Here is a 21262-nt window from a genome sequence, read left to right on the forward strand (position 1 = left end):
CATGTCGGTTCAAATCATCAGAGTGCGCTCGCGCGAACGCGAGCAGTTCATCGACATCACGGATGAAGTCGAGCGCCGTTTACGCGAGGCTGGCGCGCGCGAAGGCATCTGCTACCTTTACGTGCAACACACGACGGCGGGGCTGACGATCAACGAGAGCGCCGATCCGGATGTCGCGCGCGATATGCTCTACGCGCTGCGCCGGCTAGCGCCGCAACACGACGCGAACTACCGTCACGGTGAAGGCAATACCGACGCGCATATCAAAAGCAGCCTCATGGGAACGAGCGTCAGCGTGCCTTTCAGCGACGGGCGGTTGCTGCTCGGTCGCTGGCAGGGCATCTTCCTTTGCGAATTCGATGGGCCGCGCGAGCGTCAAATCATCATGATGATCCGTTGATGATCACGCTTCACGCGTAGGTCAACTGCGTGGGAGCGTTCCCGAATAGATCAGAAAGACGGCCTGAAGCCCGTTGAAAACCAGATGGATGAAGTAACAGGGCAATAATCTCCCGGTCCAAGCGCGCACGAAGGTGAGCGCGAAACTGAGCAGAGCGATGGTGAGAAGGACTCCCCAGTTGTCGCTGTATTGAGCGAAATGGATCGAGGCGAATAGCGTTGACACTAACACCACTGCGCCTGCCCTTCCGATCATGCGCCGCAAAGCCGGATAGAGCACGCCGCGATAGACTATCTCTTCGACCAACGGAGCCGTCACGGTCGCCAAAACGGCGACGGTGATGCGCGCGGCGAGAGAACTGGCGATGATCTTATCTAACTCCGTCGTTCGATCTCCGAGCAGATTGCTCAACACACCGCCGACGATCAACAAAACGACAGCCAATGCCGCGCTGGACCACGGTCCCATTCGCGCTGGCCACTCCCATCCGAGCGCGCGCCAGAACGAGCGCTCCCCGACATCTGTGACGATCGCCCAAGCGACCAGAAGCGTCAACAGATGGGCCGGAATGACGGCGATGAGCGAAGCGAGGATGACGATCGGATCTTCTTTTAACGCCCGATTCAGAACGTGCGTCGTCAGGTTCCCATAACGCGCGAAGACGTAGAGGCCGATCGCCAAACTCTGACCGATGAAGAGACAGAGAACGCTTACAAGCCATACCGAGAGCGCCGCCACCAAACTCCACGGCGGGTTATCGGCTGAAGTCCGATCTTGCTCAAGTGGAGGTAGGGATTCCGCCGGCACGCTCACAACGCAGATGAGTGTAAGGAAGCGGGGCGCAACTGGTCAAATCCTTCAAGCGCATGTTTTTCAGGCGAGAACTAAAAGTTTCGCGATTGAACTGCGCAACTGGCCAAATCCTTCAAGCGCATGCCCCATGAATAGGCTTAGGCGAGAGGCTGCGCCCTACGGCGATCTGATCACATCAATCCGACCTTCGGCGCGCTTGAAATGGGCGAGCATCCTAGCTCGCACCGTCTCCATCAACTCCGGCAGATCCTCATCGGTCAAGCCGGACGTTTCGATCGGGTCATCGATATACATCCAGACCGGGCCAGGACGGAAGATGATCGAATCGCGCGGCAGAAGCTGTCGCGTTCCGATGATCGTAATGGGGATGATCGGTAGTCGCGCTTGCAGCGCTAATTTGAATCCCCCCTTCTTGAAAGGTTGAAGTCGCCCATCGCGCGAGCGCGTGCCTTCGGGGAAGATATAAGCACAGATGCCATCGCGTATGGTGTCGGTAGCGCGTTGCAAAGTCGCTACCGCATCAGCCGTCGAGCTTCGGTCAATGGGGATGTGACCGGCGCGACGCAAGTGCCAGCCGAGAAAGGGGAGGCGGAAAAGCTCCTTCTTTGCGGCGATGCGCAGTTGCGCGGGCAAGTAGCCGAGCATCACAGGGATGTCCATGTAACTTTGGTGCGTCGAGAGGAAGACGTAGGAGCGACCGCGCTCGATCTTCTCAAGGCCGTAAACGTGGACTTTGCGCCGACGGTGCGCGCGATCATGCGGCTCCACCTTTGCGCGCACCAGTGTTGCTTTCTCCCGCAAGGATCGCGCAGAGAGACGAGCAACGAGAGGCTACCCATCACGATCGTGTAAAGGTATATGAGCGGGATGGCGATGGCCGAATGGATGTAGTTCAGCAGAGATGGCGCGCGCGGTTCCGGCGTGCGCGGTTCTCGATCGGCAAGCGATTCCGTGCGATGAACGATTTCGGATGAAACCGCGCCCATGGCGGAAGAACTCCCGTTAGCGCTCTCTGTAGCTAAAGGGCCCTCCATCGAGAGAATGAAGGGAGACGGCGACGTGGCAACCGATGGCGTGCCGTGTCGCCTCTCGGCGCGGCGGATTGGACCAGAAGGCGCTCCGGCGCGCCCTCGAGATCCCACATCCGCCGGCCTCAGGCTTTGAAACGCGAGAGCATGGAGCTTACGCCTTCAGCCCCATATGCGCCGTCCGCCAGCTCAGGCTTCGAAACCCTCTTCCCGGTCGCGCAAGAGTTTATATGCGGCGATGGCGACCAGCGCGCCGATGGCTGCGCCGATCAAAGTTAACCAGAGATCAGGCCGCAGATCAGCTAACACGAGGTTGGCATCGGCCCCTTTATACCGCCAACCATAACGTGTCTCGTAAATGCGGCCAAACTGGAGCAAGATCGAAGAACCAACGCCGAAAGCCAAAGCCGCGATCACGCCGACGATGACTAATCTGCCGCGGCTGAGCTTTTCGCTTTCGATCATGTAACGTTTGGAGATCAGACCCGCGATGATGCCGATGATGATGTAAGCGAGCCAGTATTCGATACGAACCGCCATCTCTCTCTCCCTGCCCATTGAGGATCGAAAACACCCGCTGATTTAAGAGCTTAGATTAGACAATCCGCGGCGCGCGGCTGTCAACAGCAACCCGATGATTGTCTTAGCATCTTCTATCTCTCCGGTGAAGATCATGTCGAGCGCGCGGTTGAGCGGAAGACGAACCATCTCTAACGTTTCGTCATCTTCCAACCTCTGCTGCGTCTGTCGCAATCCGGTGGCGAGATAGACCCACATCTTCTCGGTGCAGAAACCGGGAGAGACGAAGAACTCCGCCAGCTTCTCCCATCGCTCGGCGACCAATCCCAACTCTTCTTCCAACTCTCGCGCGGCGCATTCTTCCGGCGTCTCTTCCCTATCTCGACTTCCCGCTGGGACTTCGAGCAGATACTTGACCGCGGGATGACGATACTGCCGGATGAGCGCGACCGTGTCATCATCGAAGAGCGCGACGATCGCCGCGCTCCCCGGATGCCGCACGATTTCGCGTGCGTGCGTGCGCTCGCCCTCGCGCACCATATCGATCGTCACATCGAAGATGCGCCCGTTGTAAATCTTTTCGCTTGACAAGACCTCGGGAGATCCCATCAGTTCAGGCTCCTTCCGCTAATGGCGCGCTTGCGTTGCCGCGTCGCAAAGCATTGATTGAGATTATAGAAGATCCGAGCGAAATCGACGAAGAAACAGGTGACGACGCGGTCTTCGCCTCCGCCGACCGCTAATCATCCCAAGCGGACGATCAAATAGCGGTCGCTGGACCGAGCGCCGCCTTCGTTTCGCCGATCAAGTAGAGCGATCCCGTCACGCAAATCAACCCATCGTCCGGAGTCAAATCGCGCGCGCGCGCCAACGCCTCGGCGACCGATCCCGCCGTTTTGATCTTGCGGCGATCGAAATCGCGCGGCGCAGCCTCGACGAGCGTGGCGATCGTCGCCGCGCGTTCGTTCGCCACGCGCGTCAAGATCAACTCTCGCGCCGCGGGGAAAAGGATGCGCGCGATCTCGGTCAAATCCTTATCGCGCATCGCGCCGAAGATGAGCGTGATCGGGGATCTGACGAACTCGTCGAGAAACTCGCGCAAAGCGCGCGCGCTTGCCGCGTTGTGCGCGCCATCCAACAGCATCTTCGGGCGCGTTTCGAGCAATTCGAGTCGCCCGGCGTGCTCAACCGTCTCCAACCCCTCGATGATCGCTTCGCGCGAGATCGCGAATCCGTCCTCACGCAAAGTTTCGGCGAGCGCGATCGCCACAGCCGCGTTCACCGCCTGATGCCGCCCGCGCAGATTCAGCCGCACGTTCTCGTAGCGATCCTCTTCGGTCGCGAAATCGAGGCGCAAGCGGCCCAGATCGGAAGAGCCCCTGATCTCGAAATTCGGATAGACGATGCGCGGCGTAACCTCGCACTCGCGGCAGCGACGTTCGATCACCCGCCTCGCTTCGGGATGTTGCGGGGCGATCACAGCGCGCGTCCCGGGGCGGATGATCGCCGCCTTCTCCGCCGCGATCGCTGCGAGGGTCGAGCCGAGATATTCCTGATGATCGAAATCTATGGGCGTGATCGCCACCGTTCGAGCTCGGGCTGCGGTCGTCGCATCGAGCCTTCCGCCCAAACCGGTTTCGAGGATGGCTAGCTCGATCTGCGCATCGGCGAAAGCGAGGAGCGCCGTCGCCGTCACCTGTTCGAAGAAGGTCGGCCAGGCTCCCGTCTCGCGCTCGATCATTTCCGCTTCGGTTCGCACGCGCGAAGCGTGCCGGGCGAAATCTTCCTGTGCGATCTCTCTTCCGCCGATGCGGATGCGCTCGGTGATCGAAACAAGATGGGGCGAAGTGTAAAGCCCGGTTCTGATTCCAGCGGCGCGACAGATGGCGTCGAGCATCACGGCGACGGAACCTTTACCGTTCGTGCCGGCGATTTGAACGGATGGGAACTTCTCGTGCGGCTTGCCGAGCTCATCAAGCAGTCGCTCGATGTTCTCTAGGCCGAGCTTCATGGCCAACGTTTCGTGGCCCAGTCCGTAAAGGTAACGAACCGCTTCGGCGAAGTCCATAAAGGTTGGGAAAGCGCCCTCGGCTCAAGGGGGCGCTCTTTTCAGTCGGTCGCGTGAAGGGCGGAAGCGCGCGGCAACTCCTCCGCCTTCTCTTCGCGCGCAGTCTGCACCGCCGGATTCATCATGAAGTTCAGGAGCCTGATGATGAACGACCGCATCTCGCGCCGATCGACCACCGCATCGATCATCCCATGTTCGAGCAAGAATTCAGCGCGCTGGAAGTCCTTGGGCAGTTTCTGCCGGATCGTCTGCTCGATCACGCGCGGGCCAGCAAAACCGATGAGCGCGCGCGGTTCGGCAATGATCACATCGCCCAACATGGCGAAGCTCGCCGTCACGCCGCCCGTGGTCGGATCGGTCAGAATCGAGATGAAAGGCAATCGCTCATCGTCAAGGCGCGCTAACGCGGCAGACACTTTCGCCATCTGCATGAGCGAGAGCGCTCCCTCTTGCATGCGCGCGCCGCCCGAAGCGGCGATGGTGATGACGGCAGCGCGCTCGCGTATGGCGCGTTCGATCAAGCGCGTGACCTTCTCGCCGACGGCAGAGCCCATCGAACCGCCCAAGAAGTTGAAATCCATCGCGCCCGTAAAAACCAGATGGCCGCCGATCATGCCGCGCGCGTTGATGATCGCTTCGGGCAGGCCCGAAGTTCTGCGCGCCTGCTCCAATCTTTCGCGATACGGTTTGGTGTCGACGAAGTTGAGCGGATCGGTCGAAATTACTCCGGCATCCAACTCTTCATAGATTCCTTCGTCGTAGAGCATCGCCAAACGCGCGCGCGCATCGAGGCGAAAATGGTAACCGCAATGCGTACAGACCTGAAATGACTCTTCCAGTTCGCGACGGAAGAGCGCAGCATCGCATGACGGACATTTGACGAAGATGCCTTCGGTCCGCACGTGACGTTTGTCTTGTGGGACGACCTCGATCTTACGGCTCTTTTTGCGAAACCAAGACATATAGATTCATCCCAACGCGGAATTTCGGCCCCGCATCGACTTGGGGTCCAAAGCGTAACATGACACTGGATCGGCCCTTCGCTTGCTGCCGCTCGATGAAAGATTCAAGCCACCTCTTCGGGCAGCGCCTCTTGATCATCGAAGATGAGCAGCGGGCGACGCGGCGTGTCTTCGGCTTCGCGCTCGACCGCTTCGATGAGCGCCTGCACGATCGTGCGCTCGATCTCTTCCCAACCGCCGCGCAACGTACACCCAGCTGCATTGCGATGTCCGCCGCCGCCGAAGCGCTCGGCGACGCGCGCGACGTTGACGTTGCCCTTCGAACGCAAGCTCGCGCGGTAAACCCCGGGCGCGCACTCTTTGAGAAACGCAACCGCTTCGACGCATCCGACGCTCAATGGATAGTTGACGAACCCGTCGCCATCTTCTTCGAACGCTCCGGCGCTCTCCTTCATCTCAAGCGTCTGGCGCATCCACGCGACGCGCCCCGACGGATCACGCTTGAGCGTGGAGAGGACTTGCGTGAGCAGGTCCAGCTTGCTCCACGGATGGCTATTGAAGACGTTCTCGGCGACCTTGGCCGGTTTGACTCCGGCGCGCACCAGTTCCGAAGCGATCTTGAAGGTGCGCTCGGTCGTGTTCGAATAGTGAAATGAGCCCGTGTCGGTGACGAGCGCCGTGTAGATGCACTCGGCGATCTCGCGCGTGACGCGCACGCCGATCGCTTTACAGAGATTGTAGATCATCTCACCGACCGCCGAAGCGGTCGAATCGATCCAGTTGACGGTGCCGAAGAGCGCGGTCGTCGAATGGTGATCGATGTTGACGACGAATTGCTTATCTAGGCCTTTGAGTCCGGGCCGCTCGATGTCCGAACATTCGATGACGAAGACGGCATCGTAATCGCGATCGACAGCCGGCGTGATGCGCACGTCTGCGGCGCCGGGCAGTTTGCTGTAGGCGTGCGGGACCGGATCGCGCATGATCACCTCAACCTCTTTGCCGAGCGCGCGCAGCAACCAGTAGAGGCCGAGCGAGGAACCGAGGCTGTCGCCATCCGGGCGGATGTGAGAGGTGATGGCAAAACGGCGCTTCGTTTCGATGAGTTCGATGACTTGGCTCAACATGCTAGCTTACCGCGTGCGCTCATCGCTTGCGGAGCGAGGAGCATCTTCCTCCATGTCATCCGACTTTTCAACACGTCGTTCCGTTTCAAGCTGATAGAGCAGCGTGCCGACACGCTCGGCGCGTTCGCCTTCGGTGTCGCGCACAAAATGCAGATGCGGCACTCGACGCAGGCTCAATTCCAGCGCGATCTGTTGCCGGATGTAGGGCGCCGCTTCGCGCAGCGCGGCCAGAGCGAGGCGCGCTTCGCGCTCCGTGCCGGCGATCGTCACATAGACGCTCGCATCGCGCAGATCGCTCGAGACGCGCACGTCGGTGACGGTGACCATCTCGACGCGCGGATCGTCGAGCTCATAACCGACGATCTGCATGACCTCTTCGCGGACCAACTCGGCGACTCTCTCGGGACGATGTAATCTCATAAGATCGAGCGGAAGCTGGCACGCTCCAAACCGAATCTGCGCTCCGCTTGAAACGTGGCGCGCTTCCACTCCCTCCTTTCGGCCCGAATTTTAAAGTTCCGTCGCGGCGACCTTCTCGATCGTGAAGACTTCGATCTGATCGCCGACTTTGATGTCGTTGAAGTTCTCGAGTCCAACGCCGCACTCGAACCCTTCGCGCACCTCGGCGACGTCCTCCTTGAATCGCCGCAAGCTGGCGATGTTGCCTTCCCAGATGACGATGCCATCGCGAACGAGGCGCGCGCGTGCGCTGCGGCGCACCACGCCTTCCGTCACCATGCATCCGGCGACGTTGCCGACGCGCGGCACGCGGAAGACCTCGCGTATCTCGGCGCGGCCAAGCACGCGCTCGCGTTCGACCGCTTCGAGCATGCCGAGCATGGCGGCGCGAATCTCCTCTTCGACCTTGTAGATGATCGAATGGAGACGTATATCCACGCCCTCCTGTTTGGCGAGTTCAGCCGCGCGCGCTTCGGGTCGCACGTTGAAACCGATGATGACGACGGCCGTATTTTTGGCTCCAGCTTGCGTCGCCGAAGCGAGCAACACGTCCGATTCGGTGATCGCGCCGACGCCGCTGCGGATCACCTTGACCTTGATCTTATCGGTGGAGAGTTTCTGCAGCGTGCTCTTCAGCACTTCGACCGAACCTTGCACATCGGCTTTGAGCACGACGAGAAGTTCTTTGACCTCCTTTTCGCCGAGCGCTTCGATGCCGCGTTTGACCGTCTGCACGAGCGCGCTTTGACGCGCGAGCATCTGCCGGTGTTGGGCGATCTGCTGCGCGCGCGCTATATCGGTGACCACTTGGAACTGGTCGCCCGCTTGCGGCACGCCCTGCAGGCCAAGCACCTCGACGGGCGTCGCCGGTCCGGCCTCTTGAACCGGCTCGCCGCGGTCGCTATAAAGAGCGCGCACTTTGCCATAAACTTGGCCGACGATGAACGGATCGCCGATGCGGAGCGTCCCTTGCTGGACCAGCACGGTGGCGACCGGACCGCGACCGCGATCGAGCTTCGCTTCGAGCACGACGCCCGAAGCGAGCCGCGTGGGGCTCGCGCGCAAGTTCAGCAGGTCCGCCGTGAGCAGGATGGTTTCGAGCAGCACGTCCAGATTCTGCCGTTTCTTCGCCGAGACGAGCACCATCTCGGTATCGCCGCCCCATTCGACGGGCGTCAAGCCCTGCTGCGCCAGTTCCGTTTTGACGCGCTCGGGATTCGCCTCCGGCTTGTCGATCTTGTTGATGGCGACGATGATCGGCACGCCCGCGGCGCGCGCATGCTCGATCGCTTCGATCGTTTGCGGCATCACCCCATCATCGGCGGCAACGACCAACACGACGATGTCGGTGACTTTGGCCCCGCGCGCGCGCATCATGGTGAAAGCTTCGTGACCGGGCGTGTCGAGGAAGACGACGCGCCGCATCTCGGATGGATTATCCGGATTGGGCACGTGGACGCTGTAAGCGCCGATGTGCTGCGTGATGCCGCCCGCTTCGTGCGCGGCCACATCCGTAGCGCGGATCGCATCGAGCAATGAGGTCTTGCCGTGATCGACGTGGCCCATCACGGTGATGACCGGCGCGCGCGGCACTTCGACATCATCCGCGCCCGTTTCGATCAGATCTTCGAACTCTTCCTCAGCAACCATCTCTTCGAACGGCACGAACTTCACTTCGTAACCGAAGCGCCGTCCGAGCTCGATGGCCGCTTCGTTGCTGATCGTTTGATTGATCGTCGCGAGCACGCCGCGCTGCAAGAGAAGAGCCACGACATCTTTCGGCTTGAGGCCGATCTTTTCGGCGAAATCTTTGACGGTCGCCCCCTCAACCAAGCGAATGGGTTTCAGTTCGCCAGAAGCGACGTTGACTGCGCTCATCAACCTCTCTTCGAGCGAACGGGGCCGCGGCGGAGGCAGCACATCGCGTTCGACGATCTTCTCTTTGCGCGCATGCCGCGTCCGCGCCCCGCGACGCCGCGCATCCGGCGGCGGGATATAGGTCGTTTGCGGGACGCGCGTCTCTTCGGGCTGTTCGTGCAGTTCTTGGGTTCGCGCCCGTTCCGCCCGCGCCGCGCTTTCACGCTCTGGGCGCGTCGGCTTCGCCGGTTCGGTTGGCCGAGGGATCCCGCCCACCGGCGGAGTCAAACGGATGACCTTCACCTGCGGCTGCCCGGCCTTCGGCTTCGGCGCTTCGACTGGGGCTTGGGCCTCGGGTGGGGTCTGCTTCTGCGCAGGAGCGGTCGGCTGAACCGATTTCTCCGCTTCGACTTGAGCGGGCGGCTCCTGAGTCGGCTCCGCCGCAGCTTCGGCAGGTTGCGCGCTCTCCACAGAAGGAGGGGCCCCCTGTTCGATCGGAGGCGGCGCGATCCTCCTGAGCACGCGCCTTACGGCTGCTGGTTGCGCCTGTTTTTGTGTCTCGCCGGTCGGCGGCGAAGGAGCGGGCGCCGGGGCGATCTCAACCTGTTCCGGCACAGGCGAAGCGGCGGCCTCGGTCCTCGTTTCTTCCGGCGCCGGGCGCACCGCCTTCTTGACGACGCGCACAGCGCGCGGCGCGATCGCCTCTTGCTTGGGGAAGTATTTGTTCCGGATCTTGTTCGCGATATCCTCAGGGATGGTGTTCGAAGGCACGCTGACATCGTGCCCCTCGCGCCGCGCATCCTCGATGATGCGTTTGTTGTCGAGCTTCAGCTCTTTCGCTAGATCGTAGATCCTAACCTTCTTTGACTTGTTGGAAGCGGCCATGAACTCCTTCTCGACGCTTTAAGCGAAGTTACGAGCGTCGTGCGCTCGGAAAACGGTTAATGACTCCGCTCTCGGCCTTGAGGGGCGCGGAGCCATCTTCCGCTCCGCAGCCTCAAGGGAAGCGGCGCGCGCCGTAGCGCGCAGGCGAAAACTCACTCGTCAGCGCTGCGCGAAAGTTCATCCTTCGATCCCTCAACTTGAGCTTCGCGAGCAGCGCGTTCTTCTTCGACCGCCGCGGCCTGCCGTTCGATCACGGCAGCTTCGGACGAGGTGATATCTGGCGTCGGCACGATCACATCCGGGCGAAGATCACGCCCGGCGTCCATCTCTTGCAACACTAACTCGTCGACCGTCATCGGATCGGCTTCGGTGAGCGCCACCGGATCGGCTGAGTCTTCCGCGCGGATCTTCTCCTCGGCGATGAAGGGCGGGCGCGTCTGCACAGCTTCATCGTAACCGCGCGCGGTCGGATCCTCTCCTTCCCGCTCCTCCGCCGGACCGCTCGCGGACGCCCCGCTCTCTTCAGCGCTCGGCTGAGCCGTCGCGCCCTCATTGCGCGCGGCGATGATGTTACGCGCCGAATCGATCAACGCCTGCGCCTCGTCGAAGCTGATATCGAGGTATTCGGAGATCTCATCGACCGAGGTCGCCGCCAACGTCTCCAGATCCTTGATCCCGCGCTCGGCCAAAATATTGGCGATGGCCGGCGTCACGCCTTCGAGCGAAGTCAACGGCACCTCGGCGCCAGCTAACATCGCGGCGCCCATCTGCCGCGCGATCTCGCGCTTGATCTCCGCCTCGCTCTTGATATCGATGTCCCATCCAACCAACTGCGCTGCAAGGCGCACGTTCTGTCCGCGTTTGCCGATCGCCAAGCTCAACTGATCCTCATCGACGATCACTTCAATCTTCTTCCGCTCGATGTCCGTGATGCGGACTTGATTGACCTTGGCCGGCGAAAGGGCGTTGGCGGCGAAGATCGAAGGCTCTTCGGACCACTCGATGATGTCGATCTTTTCGCCGCGCAACTCGCGGATTATCGCTTGCACGCGCGATCCCTTCATCCCGACGCACGCGCCGACGGGATCGACATCGCGCTCGTTCGACGCGACGGCGACCTTCGAGCGCTCGCCCGGCTCGCGCACGATCCCTTTGATCACCACCGTCTCATCGTATATCTCCGGCACCTCCATCTCGAACAGGCGGCGCAACAGCTCCGTCGAAGTGCGCGATAGCTCGACCTGCGGCCCCTTAGCCTCCTTGGGCGAGTAGACCTTATGGATGACGGCGCGAATGCGTTCGCCTTGAGTCCACTGTTCGGTGCGCACCTGCTGGCTGCGCGGCAAAATGGCTTCCACGTTCCCCAGATCGACGATGATGTCGCCGCGCTCGAACCGTTTGACGTAGCCGCTGACGAGCTCGCCGACGCGATCGATGTACTGCTCATAGATGTTCTGGCGAACGGCATCGCGCACCTTCTGCAACAAGACCTGTTTGGCCGTCTGCGCCGCAATCCTACCGAGCTCTTCGGGTACGATCGGCACCTGAATCAGATCGCCGACGTTCACCCCCCCGCCGGCGATCCGTCGCGCCTGCTCCAAACTGATCTCCGAATCGCGGCGCGCGACTCTTTCGACGACCTTCTTCGTCGTCGAAAGAGGGATCTGCAGCTCATCGCCGATCTCGACCTCATCGCCCGCCAATTGACGCGCCTCCTCGAGCGAGATCTCCGTCGCCGGACGCGTCACCCGCTCGACGACTCTTTTGGTCGAGAAGATCTCGATCCCCGTCTCTGGGCTCCATTCGACGTTCAGATCCTCGCCCGATTTGAAATGCTTGCGCGCGGCGGCGCGCACTGCATCCTTGACCGCCTCGATGACGAGTTCGCGGTCGATCCCATGCTCTTTGCAAAGTGCATCTATGCTCTGCGCAATTGTGGCGCTCATGGTCTCCTAACGACTCTTCACGAAATTAGATTCACTTCCACCGGCCAAGTCGAACTGCCCGCTGGCGCGCCGCACTCTTACACGAAATCTCAGATCCCTTTCACCCTTCACCTTCCGTCTGAACTCGCCGAGCCGCGGCCAACTCTTCGGCCCGTTTGAACTCCTCCGCCAGATCGATCTCCAAATTGGCTTTGACGATCAGACCGAACGGGATGCTGATTTGGCCGCGCACCCGATCGTCGAAGGTGACGGCATCGCCTTCGACGCCGACGATTCGACCGCGAAAGTTTCGCTGCCCTTCGATCGCCTCGCGCGTTCGCACTCGCGCGGCGCGCCCGGCGAATCGCACATAATCTTCGCGCTTGTAAAGCCCCCGTTCAAGTCCGGGCGAGGAGACTTCGAGCACGTAAGAAGAGGGGATGAAATCCTCAACGTCGAGTATCGTCCCGACGTGCTCGCTCACCACAGAACAATCTTCGTGCGTGACGCCTTCCGGCTTATCGATGAAGATGCGCACAAGGCGCCGTCGCGCGCCGACGACCTCGACGTGAACCAACTCAAGCCCGTAATCGGCGACGACGTGCTCGGCGATGGCGCGGACCCTTTCTTCGATCGTCAGATTGCTCATGGATCATCCCCGCTTGTACAAAAGAAAAAGTGGGTGCGAACCCACCGGACGAAACCGCCACGCTGCGAGCAAGCAGAAAATTATACGGGAAAGTCCGAAGGCAAGCAAGATGCGAAATGGGGCGGGCGATGCGCGATCTTCGCCTCGCCTCTCGCCCGATTTGATGCTAACTTTTTTAGTCTCGATCGTCGAGGAAGCGACCGATGCACGAGGAACTTTTAGAAAGAGAGAATAAAAGCGCTGAATTGATCGTGCGTTCACTCGATCCGCTTAACGCGGAACCTCCGCTCGATCTATTGCGTCGTTCTCACATCACCGCGAATCGGCTCTTCTTCGTGCGCAACCACGCGCCCGTGCCGCAGATCGATCCGCGCTCTTACCGTTTACACGTCAACGGCCTAGTGCGACGCGAGCTACAGCTTTCGCTCGATGAATTGCGCCGCGAATTTCCCATCCGAACGATCGTCGCGACGCTGCAATGCGCCGGCAATCGAAGGCAAGAGTTGATGCGCTTCAAACCGATCCCTGATGAGATCGAGTGGCATGCCGGAGCTATCGGGACGGCTGAATGGCGCGGCGTCAGTTTGCGCGATGTCTTACGCGCAGCCGAAGTCCTAGACGAAGCTCAGCACGTCGCCTTCCTCGGACTCGATCGTGTGCGCAAAAAAGATCTCGAGTTCGGTTTCGGTGGTTCGATTCCGCTCGAAAAAGCGCTCAGCCCAGAGGTCATCCTCGCCTTCGAGATGAACGGCGAACCGCTGCCGCCAGCACACGGTTTTCCGCTGCGCGTCGTCGTCCCCGGATACATCGGCGCGCGCAGCGTCAAGTGGCTGGGCCAGATCACGCTGCAAAAGACTCCGTCGGAAAACTATTTCCAGGCCCGCGCCTACAAGATCTTCGCACCTCACGTCACCGCCGAGACGGCCGATTGGGATCGGGGATTGACGCTTGGCGAACTTCCCATAAGCTCCGTCATCTGCTCGCCGCAAGATGGCAGTGAGGTGGAAGCTGGGCCACTGTCGATCAAAGGCTACGCGCTATCGAGCGGCGGACGGAGCATCGAGCGCGTCGAAGTTTCGCTCGACGGCGGCGAATCGTGGACCATCGCCGAACTGGAGCCGGAACGCGGGCGTTGGGCCTGGCGCTTCTGGGAAGCGACGCTCGTCGTCGACCGCGGCGAACGCGAAATCGTCGCCCGCGCTTGGGATTCCGCCGCCAATACGCAACCCGAAGAGGCGCGCCGCATCTGGAACTTCAAAGGTTATGTGAACAACGCTTGGCACCGCATTTGGGTCAAAGTGAAATAACGGTTCGGCGCAGCGCGCGCCGTTCGATCGCTGCGTTTCAAGCGAAGGGGACGCTTCGGCCCAGGCCATCGAACGCGCGCCCGAAACGGCCCGCAACTGCTACAACCCGACGATAAGGGCCGCCGCTTCTTCGATCCTTCGCGGATCGATCGCCGTCTTGAACGAAACGACGTTCGGCGGCAGCGCCGGCTGATCGCGACTTCCGCGAAGCTCCTCGCTCAGCGCGACGAGGAAATCTTTGAATCCGCACCGCGCATACTCTTCGAGGCGTGAAAGCAGCGCGCGTGGCGTCCAAAAGCCCAACACTTCGAGATAAACGCGCCGCCCGCTCCCGTGCTTCAGGATGAAATCGGGCGCGAAGATCGCTTCGCCGACGTGGATCAATTCGGCAGTTGGTTCCAAGAACCAGTCTCGCTCGACTTTGGCCCAATCTGCGACCAACCGTTCTTTCAACTCATCGCCGAAACTCATCTCCGGCACGTAGTGCGAACGCAACCGATGCCGCGCGCCATCGAGTTCGTAGAAAGCGCGCCCACCTTCTTTGAGTTCGATCTCCGCGCTCATGCGCCACCCTTTGTGAAGAAGCAACGCGGGCAAGAAAGCGGCCATTTGCACGCCGTATTTCTGCGAACGATGGAAGAGCGAGACCGGTCCGTCCAGAACGATTTCGTATCCGCGTTCGGCATCGCCGCTGAGGCGATGGATCAGGCGATAGGCTTTGATCGTCCTGAAGAGCTCGCGATAGACGCTTGGGTCCTGCGCTTCGAGCGTCAAACGCATACGGACGCATCGATAGAGCAACGCTTGCGCCTGCGCCAGATTGTAGCGATCCCACAGTTCTCGCGGAGTTGGCTCATCGAAAGCCACCAGTCGCTGCCTTCCCTCCAAATCGGCATACAACCCTTCGCTCAACTCTTGCGCCGATCGTCCGATCGCGCGCGCGACCTCTCCGATGATCGCTTCGCGCGACTCTTCATCGAGCGCCGGCTGGCGCGCTCGCAGGAAGATCATCTGGCGCAATTGCGTGGGTTCGCAAGGGGCGCTCGTTTCAAAACGGCACCGGTCCAGAAGCAATTTCACCAGACCGCGCAAGATCCTGTAATGCGGCCCCGCCCCAACATACTCCTCAGCAGCTCGCTCGAGCTCCTCGCGCGTTCGCCCTTCGTGCGCGCGAAAGATCGCAATTAGGTGCGAGGCCTCCGCGATGCGCTCAGGATCATCCGGCTTGATGTACCATGGGATCACCTTGTCGCCGCGCCGCCAGCTCAGGGCGAGATCAGCAGTCAACATATCTTCAGCTCCGCAAAAAAGAGCGCGCTCATCGCGAGGTCGAAATTCACTGATCCTTTTGCGGTCCAGCGCCGCCGACGAGAAGGCCCGGATCGGAACGAACCCGCCAGCGATCCTAACGCCCCGGCAGCCAATCGGCCCGCCAATCGTCATCTCGATGCCCCTGACGACGGCGGCTGATACTCTCTTCGGCGGTATCGCGCGAGACTACTTCATAAAGCACGGCCTCCTTGCCCGGACGCGGACGCAGTATCCGCCCGAGACGTTGAATGTGTTCGCGCGACGACCCGGAACCGGAGAGGACGATGGCGACCGATGCATCCGGGATGTTAACGCCTTCGTTCAAGACCTTCGAAGTCGCGATCGCCGTCACGTCGCCGCGATTGAAGGCTTCGATCCACAACCGACGCTCTTTGACCGGCGTTTCATGCGTGATCGCCGGGATCAAGAAGCGCTCCGCGATGCGATAGACCATCTCATTCTCCGCCGTGAAGATGAGCACGCGATCGTTTCGGTGACGCCGAAGCAACTCGACCAAAGCGCGCAATTTGGCCTCCGTCCCCAACGCGATGCGCTTCGCCTCACGATAGGCAAGCATGGCGCGCCGTCCCCGCTCGCTGCGCGCGCTGGCGGCGACGAAACGATGCCAGCCTTCCAAACTCCCGAAGGCGATCCCTTCGCTCTCGAGGAATCCGCGCAGAATGGCGCGCTCGCGTTCATACTGCGCGCGCTCTTCCGCCGTCAGTTCGACATCGACGCGCACCAAACGATAATCCGCCAGATATTCGCCCGCGAGATGGCGCGCCTCTCGACGAAAAACCGTCGGACCGATCAACCGGGCCAAAAGGCGTTCGGCCCCGTCGGATCTTTCGGGCGTCGCCGTCAAGCCCAAGCGGAACGGCGCGATCGCCATCTCCGCCGCATGGCGATACGCGCTCCCGGGCAGGTGATGACATTCATCGAAGATGAGAAAGCCGAAGCGATTGCCAAGCCGCTCCATGTGGCGGAAGGCTGAAGCGTAAGTCGTCACCGTCAGAGCGCCGACTTCGAAATAGCCGCCGCCGAGCAGCCCGATCTCCGCAGCGAAACTAGACGAAAGGATGTCGTACCACTGATTCATCAGATCTATCGTCGGGACGACGATGAGCGTCGAACGGCAAACGTCGGCGATGGCCAATTGCGCGACTAAACTCTTGCCGGCCCCCGTCGGCAACACGATCACGCCACGCCGCCCGGCCCGCTTCCAAGCCGCGATGGCCTCGCGCTGATAGGGACGCGGTTCGACCGAGCTTTTCAATTCGAAGTTGAACTCGTCATAGGCGCGCGCCCGATCCAAGAACGGGACCTGTTGCCGATGCAGCTCCGTGATCGCTTCGCGATAAGCGAGCGCAGGGGCGCGCCAACGCGCCACACGCCGATCCCAAACGAATGCCGAAGGGATCGCCGCATCGGCGGCTGCGCCATCGAGCAGAAGCGTCCCCGCCTCAAATCGGACGACGAGCGTCGCGCGCCGCGAATCGCCATACTTTGTCGTCATAAGTTTTTTCGCTAGCTTTGCTTCTGCTATATTAGCAACGAGTGTCGATCAGCGGTAACAACGCGCGAATCCTAAGGATCGCATCGAATGGGCCGAAGCTTCCAAAGGCATTTCGCTTTTTCTCATTCTCCTATGACTCATCGACCGCTCAGCCTATCGCTCCTGATCCTCGTCGCAAGTTGTATCACACTGGCTCAGTCTGGCCGCAAGATCGCGGCTCAACAGCCAGAACAGAGATTCACCGTATGCTTTCTCAACAACGGCGATCGGATCACAGGCCACGCCATTTCCGTCTCAGCTGAACATGTGGCGATCGTGACCGAATACGCCGACACGGTCATCCTGCGCTCATCTTCCATCGCGCGCTGCGAAACTTCCGATGAGGGTCTGCGCGCGCAATTGATCGCGGCCAAAATCCTCTCTCCGCCGAACGGGAAAGAGGCGGTGAAAGCGCCGCCCAAAGCGATGCCGACGCCACAGCAAGCGGCGAACAGACCGAACAATTCGCCGCGATTCGGTTGGAAGAGATCGCTCGCCTTCAACTACACGCTCGCGCGCGGCAATGCGAACATCAGCGATCTTAACTTTTCCGGCAATTTCACCCGCACGGAGCGCGATAATCGCTTGATCTTCAGCGGCTTTCTGCGGCGCGGCGTCAAAAACGGGGCCGATTTCGCCAATCTCTTCACCTCGACGATACGCTACGAACGCAATCTCGATCTGAATTCGATGCCGCTTCGCCAACTCTCCTTCTTCACCGAGACGGGCTACGAGCATGACGAGATGAGGCGACTGAACCATCGCATCGTTTGGAACGGCGGCCTGCTGGTCCCGATCGTGAAGACCGAGGCCGAGGAACTTGGCCTCGATCTGGGCGGCGGCATCACCCACGAAGAGTACATGACGGGGCTCAAACGCACGCTCGGCGAAGGGGTCTTCAGGCTGACGAGCGAGCAGAAGGTGTTAGGCAACGCTCGGTTTCGTCAGCAACTTTCCGCCTTCCCCGATTTCGCTGAACTCGGGCGCTACCGCTTCCAAGTTGACCTTTCGCTGCGCGCGCCGCTCTCGCGGATCCTCTCGCTCCGCATCGGCGCGCTCAATCGCTTCGATAATCGCCCGCAAGAGCAGAACGTCAAGCGCAACGATTTTTCGCTCATGAGCGGGCTGGCCGTCGAGTTCTAGCGACCGACGCCGGAGCCGATCGGCGCCGCCCCCGATAATTTTCCATCGCCACAGCGAACAACGCCCGCCCTCGGAACGTACATCGAAGTAGTGCTTCACACGCTGGACGAAAGGGGCAAGGAGATGGCAACCTACCGCAACCCGACCCGCATCGCTCCGCTCGAGGTCATCGAGCGCTTGCTCGAGCTTCGCGCTGAATCCGGCTCCCGGCCCATGCTCTTTATTCACTCTCCGACGGATCTAGCGATCACGCTTGACATCTACGGATTCGACGGCTATGCGCTAGAGCGCGAAACCGATTTCAATTGCGGCGGCTATCGCGCCCTGCTCATGCGGCGCGGCGCGCGTCTCGGCGATTTCGAAGCGACCCATTGAACGGGGAGAGTTCGATCTCATTGACCTTATCGCCACAGACTCGATGAGAAAGCTCTTAGCGTTACCGCCCCGCGTTCGGTTTGATCTCATTGACCTTATCGCCACAGACGGCATAGTATCGGGAGAGATCGGTCTTTAGATCTTCGAAAGGGGAGTGGGCTCGAACTTGATCGCTTCCGCTGCCAATAGCTCATCAGAATTCAACAATTCGAAGCTGATACCGCTCTTCTCCGCCGAACAGATCCAAAATCGCATTCAGGAGATGGGAGCCGAGATCACGCGCGATTATGCTGGGCGCGAACCGCTGCTCGTCGGCGTTCTGAAAGGCGCCTGCGTCTTCATCAGCGATCTGATGCGCGCCATCGATCTGCCGCTGGCGGTCGATTTTATGGCCATCTCAAGCTACGGGAGCCAGATGCGCACTTCGGGCGAGGTGCGCATCATCAAGGATCTCGACACGCCGGTCGAAGGGCGCGACATCCTCGTCGTCGAGGATATCGTGGACACGGGTCTGACGCTCTCCTATCTGCTCGCCAGCCTTCACGCGCGCGGCGCGCGAAGCGTTAAACTGGCCGCACTGCTCGACAAATGGGAGAGGCGCGAGCGGCCCGTGCAGATCGATTATCTCGGTTTCAAGATCCCGGACGCTTTCGTCGTCGGCTACGGGCTCGATTACGCCGAACGTTACCGCAATCTGCCCTACATCGCCGTGTTGAAAGAGGATTGAGAAGGAGTCTATCCATCCTGCGCCGAGACCGTGAGCTTGACAGCGCCTGCAGATCCAAGGTATAAGCCACGTTTGACACGTGGTGATTTATGGCGACTTGCGGCCACGTAAAATAAGCGGCTAAACAGCTCGGTGAAGCGCTCACCGTGAAACCATCGAAGTTTCATCGTGAAAGTCCCGCGTTGTTTAGCGCGGGATTTTCAGTTTTAAAGAGCGCTTCGGAGCGATGAAGAGGTGAGCATGGAAGCCATCCGCGAATTGATCGAAAGCGACCGCGTGACCATCTTCGATGGCGCGATGGGGACGATGCTCTATTCGAAAGGCATCTACATCAACCGCTGCTACGATGAACTCAACCTCAGCCATCCCGATCTCGTGCGCGAGATCCATGCCGAATATGTGCGCGCCGGAGCCGAGATCCTCGAAACCAACACGTTCGGCGCAAACCCCTATAAGCTCCAACAATTCGGCCTTGAAGGCAGCTTGCGTTTGATCAACATCGCCGCCGTCCGTCTCGCGCGCGAGGCGGCGGGCGATCGTTGTTACGTCGCCGGCGCGATCGGCCCACTAGGCCTGCGTATCGAACCATACGGGCCGACCTCATTCGATGAGGCCAAGGAGATGTTCAAGGAGCAGGCTTCGGCTCTGCTCGAAGGCGGCGTCGATCTATTTGTTCTTGAAACTTTCTCCGACATCTCCGAACTGCGGCAAGCGATTCGCGCTGTGCGCGAGCTGTGCGATCTGCCGATCGTCGCGCAGATGACCATCCTTCCCGATGGCAACACGAGTTTCGGGACGACGCCGGAGATCTTCGCCGCCCGACTTGATGAATGGGGAGCAGATGTCATCGGGTTGAACTGCGGCGTTGGACCAGCCATCGTCCTAGCGGCCATCGAGAAGATGCGCGGTGTAACCAACAAGCCGCTTTCTGCACAACCGAACGCGGGATTGCCGCGCGACGTGCAAGGGCGTCAGTTCTACATGTGCTCGCCTGAATACATGGCGAAATATGCCAAACGCCTGATTCAGGCCGGAGCGCGTTTTATCGGCGGATGTTGCGGGACGACTCCGGCGCACATCAAGCAGATCGCCGATGCCGTGCGGGCCATCTCGCCGCGCCGCCAATACGTCGTCGTCCAAGACAAACCTAAACGGATCGAAGAACTGACGCCGGCTGATATCCGCGTCGTGCCGCCCGAAGAGAGGTCGCGATGGTCGCGCAAGATCACGCGCGGAGAGTTCGTTACGACCGTCGAGGTGCTTCCACCGAAAGGCTGCGACGCGAGCCAAACGCTCGAACAGATCAGACTGCTGAAAGCGGCGGGCGTCGATGCGGTCAACATCCCCGATGGACCGCGCGCACAAACGCGCATGAGCGCGATGGCGACCGCCCTGCTGGTCGAACGCGAGATCGGATTAGAGACCGTCTTGCACTATTGCTGCCGCGATCGCAACCTTCTCGGCATGATGTCGGATCTACTGGGAGCCGCCGCGCTCGGTTTGCGCAACCTCCTGCTGATCACGGGCGATCCGCCGAAGATGGGCCCCTATCCGGATGCGACGGCGGTCTTCGACATCGACTCGATCGGCTTGACCAACATGGTCAACAAGCTCAATCACGGCCTCGATCTCGGCAACAATCCGATCGGGCAGCCGACCGCATTCTGCATCGGCGTCGGCGTCAATCCGGGCGCGCTCAACCTCGAGCATGAGATCAGGCGCTTCGAGTGGAAAGTCGAGGCCGGAGCGCAATTCGCCATCACGCAGCCCGTTTTCGACGTGGACCAGTTGTATGAATTCCTGCGCCGCATAGAACACGTGCGCATCCCGATCATCGCAGGCATCTGGCCGCTCGTCTCCTACCGCAACGCCGAATTCCTCCACAACGAAGTGCCCGGCGTGCGCGTCACTCCTGAGATCATGGAGCGCATGCGCAAAGCCTCGGAGAAGGGCAAGGAAGCGGCGCGCGAAGAGGGTCTCAAGATCGCGCAGGAGTCGCTGCGCGAAATACGCGACATCGTTCAAGGCGTTCAGGTCTCGGCGCCTTTCGGCAACGTGCGATACGCGCTCGAAGTCTTCAGCGTCCTGCCCGAGTTCGCCCGCGCGACAGAACGGATCGCGCTCGGCGAAAGGGCTTAGCGGAAAGTGAAAG

General features: G+C 60.6%; 19 protein-coding genes and 1 riboswitch. Of the genes, 6 read left to right on the forward strand and 13 right to left on the reverse strand.

The window, feature by feature from the left end; genetic code table 11:
• Position 1: 1 nt before the first annotated feature.
• Positions 2–400 (forward strand): secondary thiamine-phosphate synthase enzyme YjbQ, encoded by a 399-nt coding sequence (locus tag PYK22_RS12350; RefSeq protein ID WP_041977722.1) that lies wholly within the window; start codon positions 2–4, stop codon positions 398–400.
• A 21-nt stretch (positions 401–421) separates the two neighbouring features.
• On the opposite strand, the gene PYK22_RS12355 is transcribed toward PYK22_RS12350, so the two are convergent.
• From PYK22_RS12355 to PYK22_RS12405, 11 genes are all read right to left on the reverse strand, one after another.
• Positions 422–1138 (reverse strand): CPBP family intramembrane glutamic endopeptidase, encoded by a 717-nt coding sequence (locus tag PYK22_RS12355; RefSeq protein ID WP_041977725.1) that lies wholly within the window; start codon positions 1136–1138, stop codon positions 422–424.
• Between the two features lie 231 nt (positions 1139–1369).
• Positions 1370–1993, reverse strand: a complete 624-nt coding sequence (locus PYK22_RS12360) for a lysophospholipid acyltransferase family protein (protein WP_060635639.1) — start codon at positions 1991–1993, stop codon at positions 1370–1372.
• A gap of 437 nt (positions 1994–2430) precedes the next feature.
• Complete coding sequence (locus PYK22_RS12365) at positions 2431–2781, reverse strand: hypothetical protein (protein ID WP_041977728.1); 351 nt, start codon at positions 2779–2781, stop codon at positions 2431–2433.
• 42 nt (positions 2782–2823) lie between these two features.
• The gene (locus tag PYK22_RS12370; RefSeq protein WP_041977729.1) at positions 2824–3369 is read right to left on the reverse strand and encodes an NUDIX hydrolase; all 546 of its coding nucleotides are present in this window, start codon (positions 3367–3369) and stop codon (positions 2824–2826) included.
• 151 nt (positions 3370–3520) lie between these two features.
• On the reverse strand, positions 3521–4828 hold the full coding sequence (locus tag PYK22_RS12375) for a bifunctional folylpolyglutamate synthase/dihydrofolate synthase (RefSeq protein WP_041977731.1): 1308 nt from the start codon (positions 4826–4828) through the stop codon (positions 3521–3523).
• A gap of 41 nt (positions 4829–4869) precedes the next feature.
• Entirely contained in the window at positions 4870–5790 is a 921-nt protein-coding gene (accD, locus tag PYK22_RS12380) for an acetyl-CoA carboxylase, carboxyltransferase subunit beta (protein WP_041977733.1), read from the reverse strand.
• A gap of 104 nt (positions 5791–5894) precedes the next feature.
• Positions 5895–6917 carry a DHH family phosphoesterase gene (locus PYK22_RS12385; RefSeq protein ID WP_060635640.1) on the reverse strand — a complete coding sequence of 341 codons (1023 nt, stop codon included), beginning with the start codon at positions 6915–6917 and terminating at the stop codon, positions 5895–5897.
• A 6-nt stretch (positions 6918–6923) separates the two neighbouring features.
• A complete protein-coding gene (gene rbfA, locus PYK22_RS12390; RefSeq protein ID WP_041978896.1) occupies positions 6924–7337 on the reverse strand; it encodes a 30S ribosome-binding factor RbfA in 414 nt (137 codons plus the stop codon).
• 90 nt (positions 7338–7427) lie between these two features.
• Entirely contained in the window at positions 7428–10118 is a 2691-nt protein-coding gene (gene infB / locus PYK22_RS12395; RefSeq protein ID WP_041977735.1) for a translation initiation factor IF-2, read from the reverse strand.
• Between the two features lie 152 nt (positions 10119–10270).
• Positions 10271–12064 (reverse strand): transcription termination factor NusA, encoded by a 1794-nt coding sequence (gene nusA / locus PYK22_RS12400; RefSeq protein ID WP_060635642.1) that lies wholly within the window; start codon positions 12062–12064, stop codon positions 10271–10273.
• A 100-nt stretch (positions 12065–12164) separates the two neighbouring features.
• On the reverse strand, positions 12165–12692 hold the full coding sequence (locus PYK22_RS12405; protein ID WP_083437831.1) for a ribosome maturation factor RimP: 528 nt from the start codon (positions 12690–12692) through the stop codon (positions 12165–12167).
• A gap of 203 nt (positions 12693–12895) precedes the next feature.
• Between PYK22_RS12405 and PYK22_RS12410 the strand changes: the two genes are divergently transcribed.
• A complete protein-coding gene (locus PYK22_RS12410; protein ID WP_041977737.1) occupies positions 12896–13999 on the forward strand; it encodes a molybdopterin-dependent oxidoreductase in 1104 nt (367 codons plus the stop codon).
• Positions 14000–14098: 99 nt separating this feature from the next.
• Here the strand turns inward: PYK22_RS12410 and PYK22_RS12415 are convergent, their stop codons facing one another.
• Together PYK22_RS12415 and PYK22_RS12420 are read right to left on the reverse strand one after the other, a co-directional pair.
• Complete coding sequence (locus tag PYK22_RS12415) at positions 14099–15289, reverse strand: DUF790 family protein (RefSeq protein WP_157770855.1); 1191 nt, start codon at positions 15287–15289, stop codon at positions 14099–14101.
• Positions 15290–15404: 115 nt separating this feature from the next.
• The gene (locus PYK22_RS12420; RefSeq protein WP_041977742.1) at positions 15405–16826 is read right to left on the reverse strand and encodes a DEAD/DEAH box helicase; all 1422 of its coding nucleotides are present in this window, start codon (positions 16824–16826) and stop codon (positions 15405–15407) included.
• Positions 16827–16958: 132 nt separating this feature from the next.
• Here PYK22_RS12420 and PYK22_RS12425 point away from each other — a divergent pair, with 132 nt between their 5' ends.
• The 4 genes from PYK22_RS12425 to PYK22_RS12440 all read left to right on the forward strand — a co-directional run bounded on the left by PYK22_RS12425 (position 16959) and on the right by PYK22_RS12440 (position 21249).
• On the forward strand, positions 16959–18008 hold the full coding sequence (locus tag PYK22_RS12425; RefSeq protein WP_041977744.1) for a DUF481 domain-containing protein: 1050 nt from the start codon (positions 16959–16961) through the stop codon (positions 18006–18008).
• A 123-nt stretch (positions 18009–18131) separates the two neighbouring features.
• Positions 18132–18383, forward strand: a complete 252-nt coding sequence (locus PYK22_RS12430; protein WP_157770856.1) for a hypothetical protein — start codon at positions 18132–18134, stop codon at positions 18381–18383.
• 166 nt (positions 18384–18549) lie between these two features.
• Positions 18550–19110, forward strand: coding sequence for a hypoxanthine phosphoribosyltransferase (hpt, locus tag PYK22_RS12435; protein WP_328286925.1), 561 nt, complete (start codon positions 18550–18552; stop codon positions 19108–19110).
• 69 nt (positions 19111–19179) lie between these two features.
• A riboswitch (SAM riboswitch) is annotated at positions 19180–19255 on the forward strand.
• 95 nt (positions 19256–19350) lie between these two features.
• Positions 19351–21249 (forward strand): bifunctional homocysteine S-methyltransferase/methylenetetrahydrofolate reductase, encoded by a 1899-nt coding sequence (locus PYK22_RS12440; RefSeq protein WP_041977747.1) that lies wholly within the window; start codon positions 19351–19353, stop codon positions 21247–21249.
• Positions 21250–21262: the final 13 nt, after the last annotated feature.

Origin of the sequence: Pyrinomonas methylaliphatogenes (genome assembly GCF_000820845.2) — a bacterium.
In the GTDB taxonomy this organism is placed as follows: Bacteria; Acidobacteriota; Blastocatellia; order Pyrinomonadales; family Pyrinomonadaceae; genus Pyrinomonas; species Pyrinomonas methylaliphatogenes.

Bases quoted from the DNA above. Each gene is read 5' to 3' on its own strand.
- PYK22_RS12440 (WP_041977747.1), top strand. From the start codon at position 19,351: ATGGAAGCCATCCGCGAATTGATCGAAAGCGACCGCGTGACCATCTTC.
- PYK22_RS12405 (WP_083437831.1), bottom strand. From the start codon at position 12,692: ATGAGCAATCTGACGATCGAAGAAAGGGTCCGCGCCATCGCCGAGCAC.
- PYK22_RS12430 (WP_157770856.1), top strand. From the start codon at position 18,132: ATGGCAACCTACCGCAACCCGACCCGCATCGCTCCGCTCGAGGTCATC.
- infB (WP_041977735.1), bottom strand. From the start codon at position 10,118: ATGGCCGCTTCCAACAAGTCAAAGAAGGTTAGGATCTACGATCTAGCG.
- nusA (WP_060635642.1), bottom strand. From the start codon at position 12,064: ATGAGCGCCACAATTGCGCAGAGCATAGATGCACTTTGCAAAGAGCAT.
- PYK22_RS12410 (WP_041977737.1), top strand. From the start codon at position 12,896: ATGCACGAGGAACTTTTAGAAAGAGAGAATAAAAGCGCTGAATTGATC.
- rbfA (WP_041978896.1), bottom strand. From the start codon at position 7,337: ATGAGATTACATCGTCCCGAGAGAGTCGCCGAGTTGGTCCGCGAAGAG.
- PYK22_RS12365 (WP_041977728.1), bottom strand. From the start codon at position 2,781: ATGGCGGTTCGTATCGAATACTGGCTCGCTTACATCATCATCGGCATC.
- PYK22_RS12415 (WP_157770855.1), bottom strand. From the start codon at position 15,289: ATGTTGACTGCTGATCTCGCCCTGAGCTGGCGGCGCGGCGACAAGGTG.
- accD (WP_041977733.1), bottom strand. From the start codon at position 5,790: ATGTCTTGGTTTCGCAAAAAGAGCCGTAAGATCGAGGTCGTCCCACAA.
- PYK22_RS12420 (WP_041977742.1), bottom strand. From the start codon at position 16,826: ATGACGACAAAGTATGGCGATTCGCGGCGCGCGACGCTCGTCGTCCGA.
- PYK22_RS12375 (WP_041977731.1), bottom strand. From the start codon at position 4,828: ATGGACTTCGCCGAAGCGGTTCGTTACCTTTACGGACTGGGCCACGAA.
- PYK22_RS12350 (WP_041977722.1), top strand. From the start codon at position 2: ATGTCGGTTCAAATCATCAGAGTGCGCTCGCGCGAACGCGAGCAGTTC.
- PYK22_RS12425 (WP_041977744.1), top strand. From the start codon at position 16,959: ATGACTCATCGACCGCTCAGCCTATCGCTCCTGATCCTCGTCGCAAGT.
- PYK22_RS12385 (WP_060635640.1), bottom strand. From the start codon at position 6,917: ATGTTGAGCCAAGTCATCGAACTCATCGAAACGAAGCGCCGTTTTGCC.
- PYK22_RS12370 (WP_041977729.1), bottom strand. From the start codon at position 3,369: ATGGGATCTCCCGAGGTCTTGTCAAGCGAAAAGATTTACAACGGGCGC.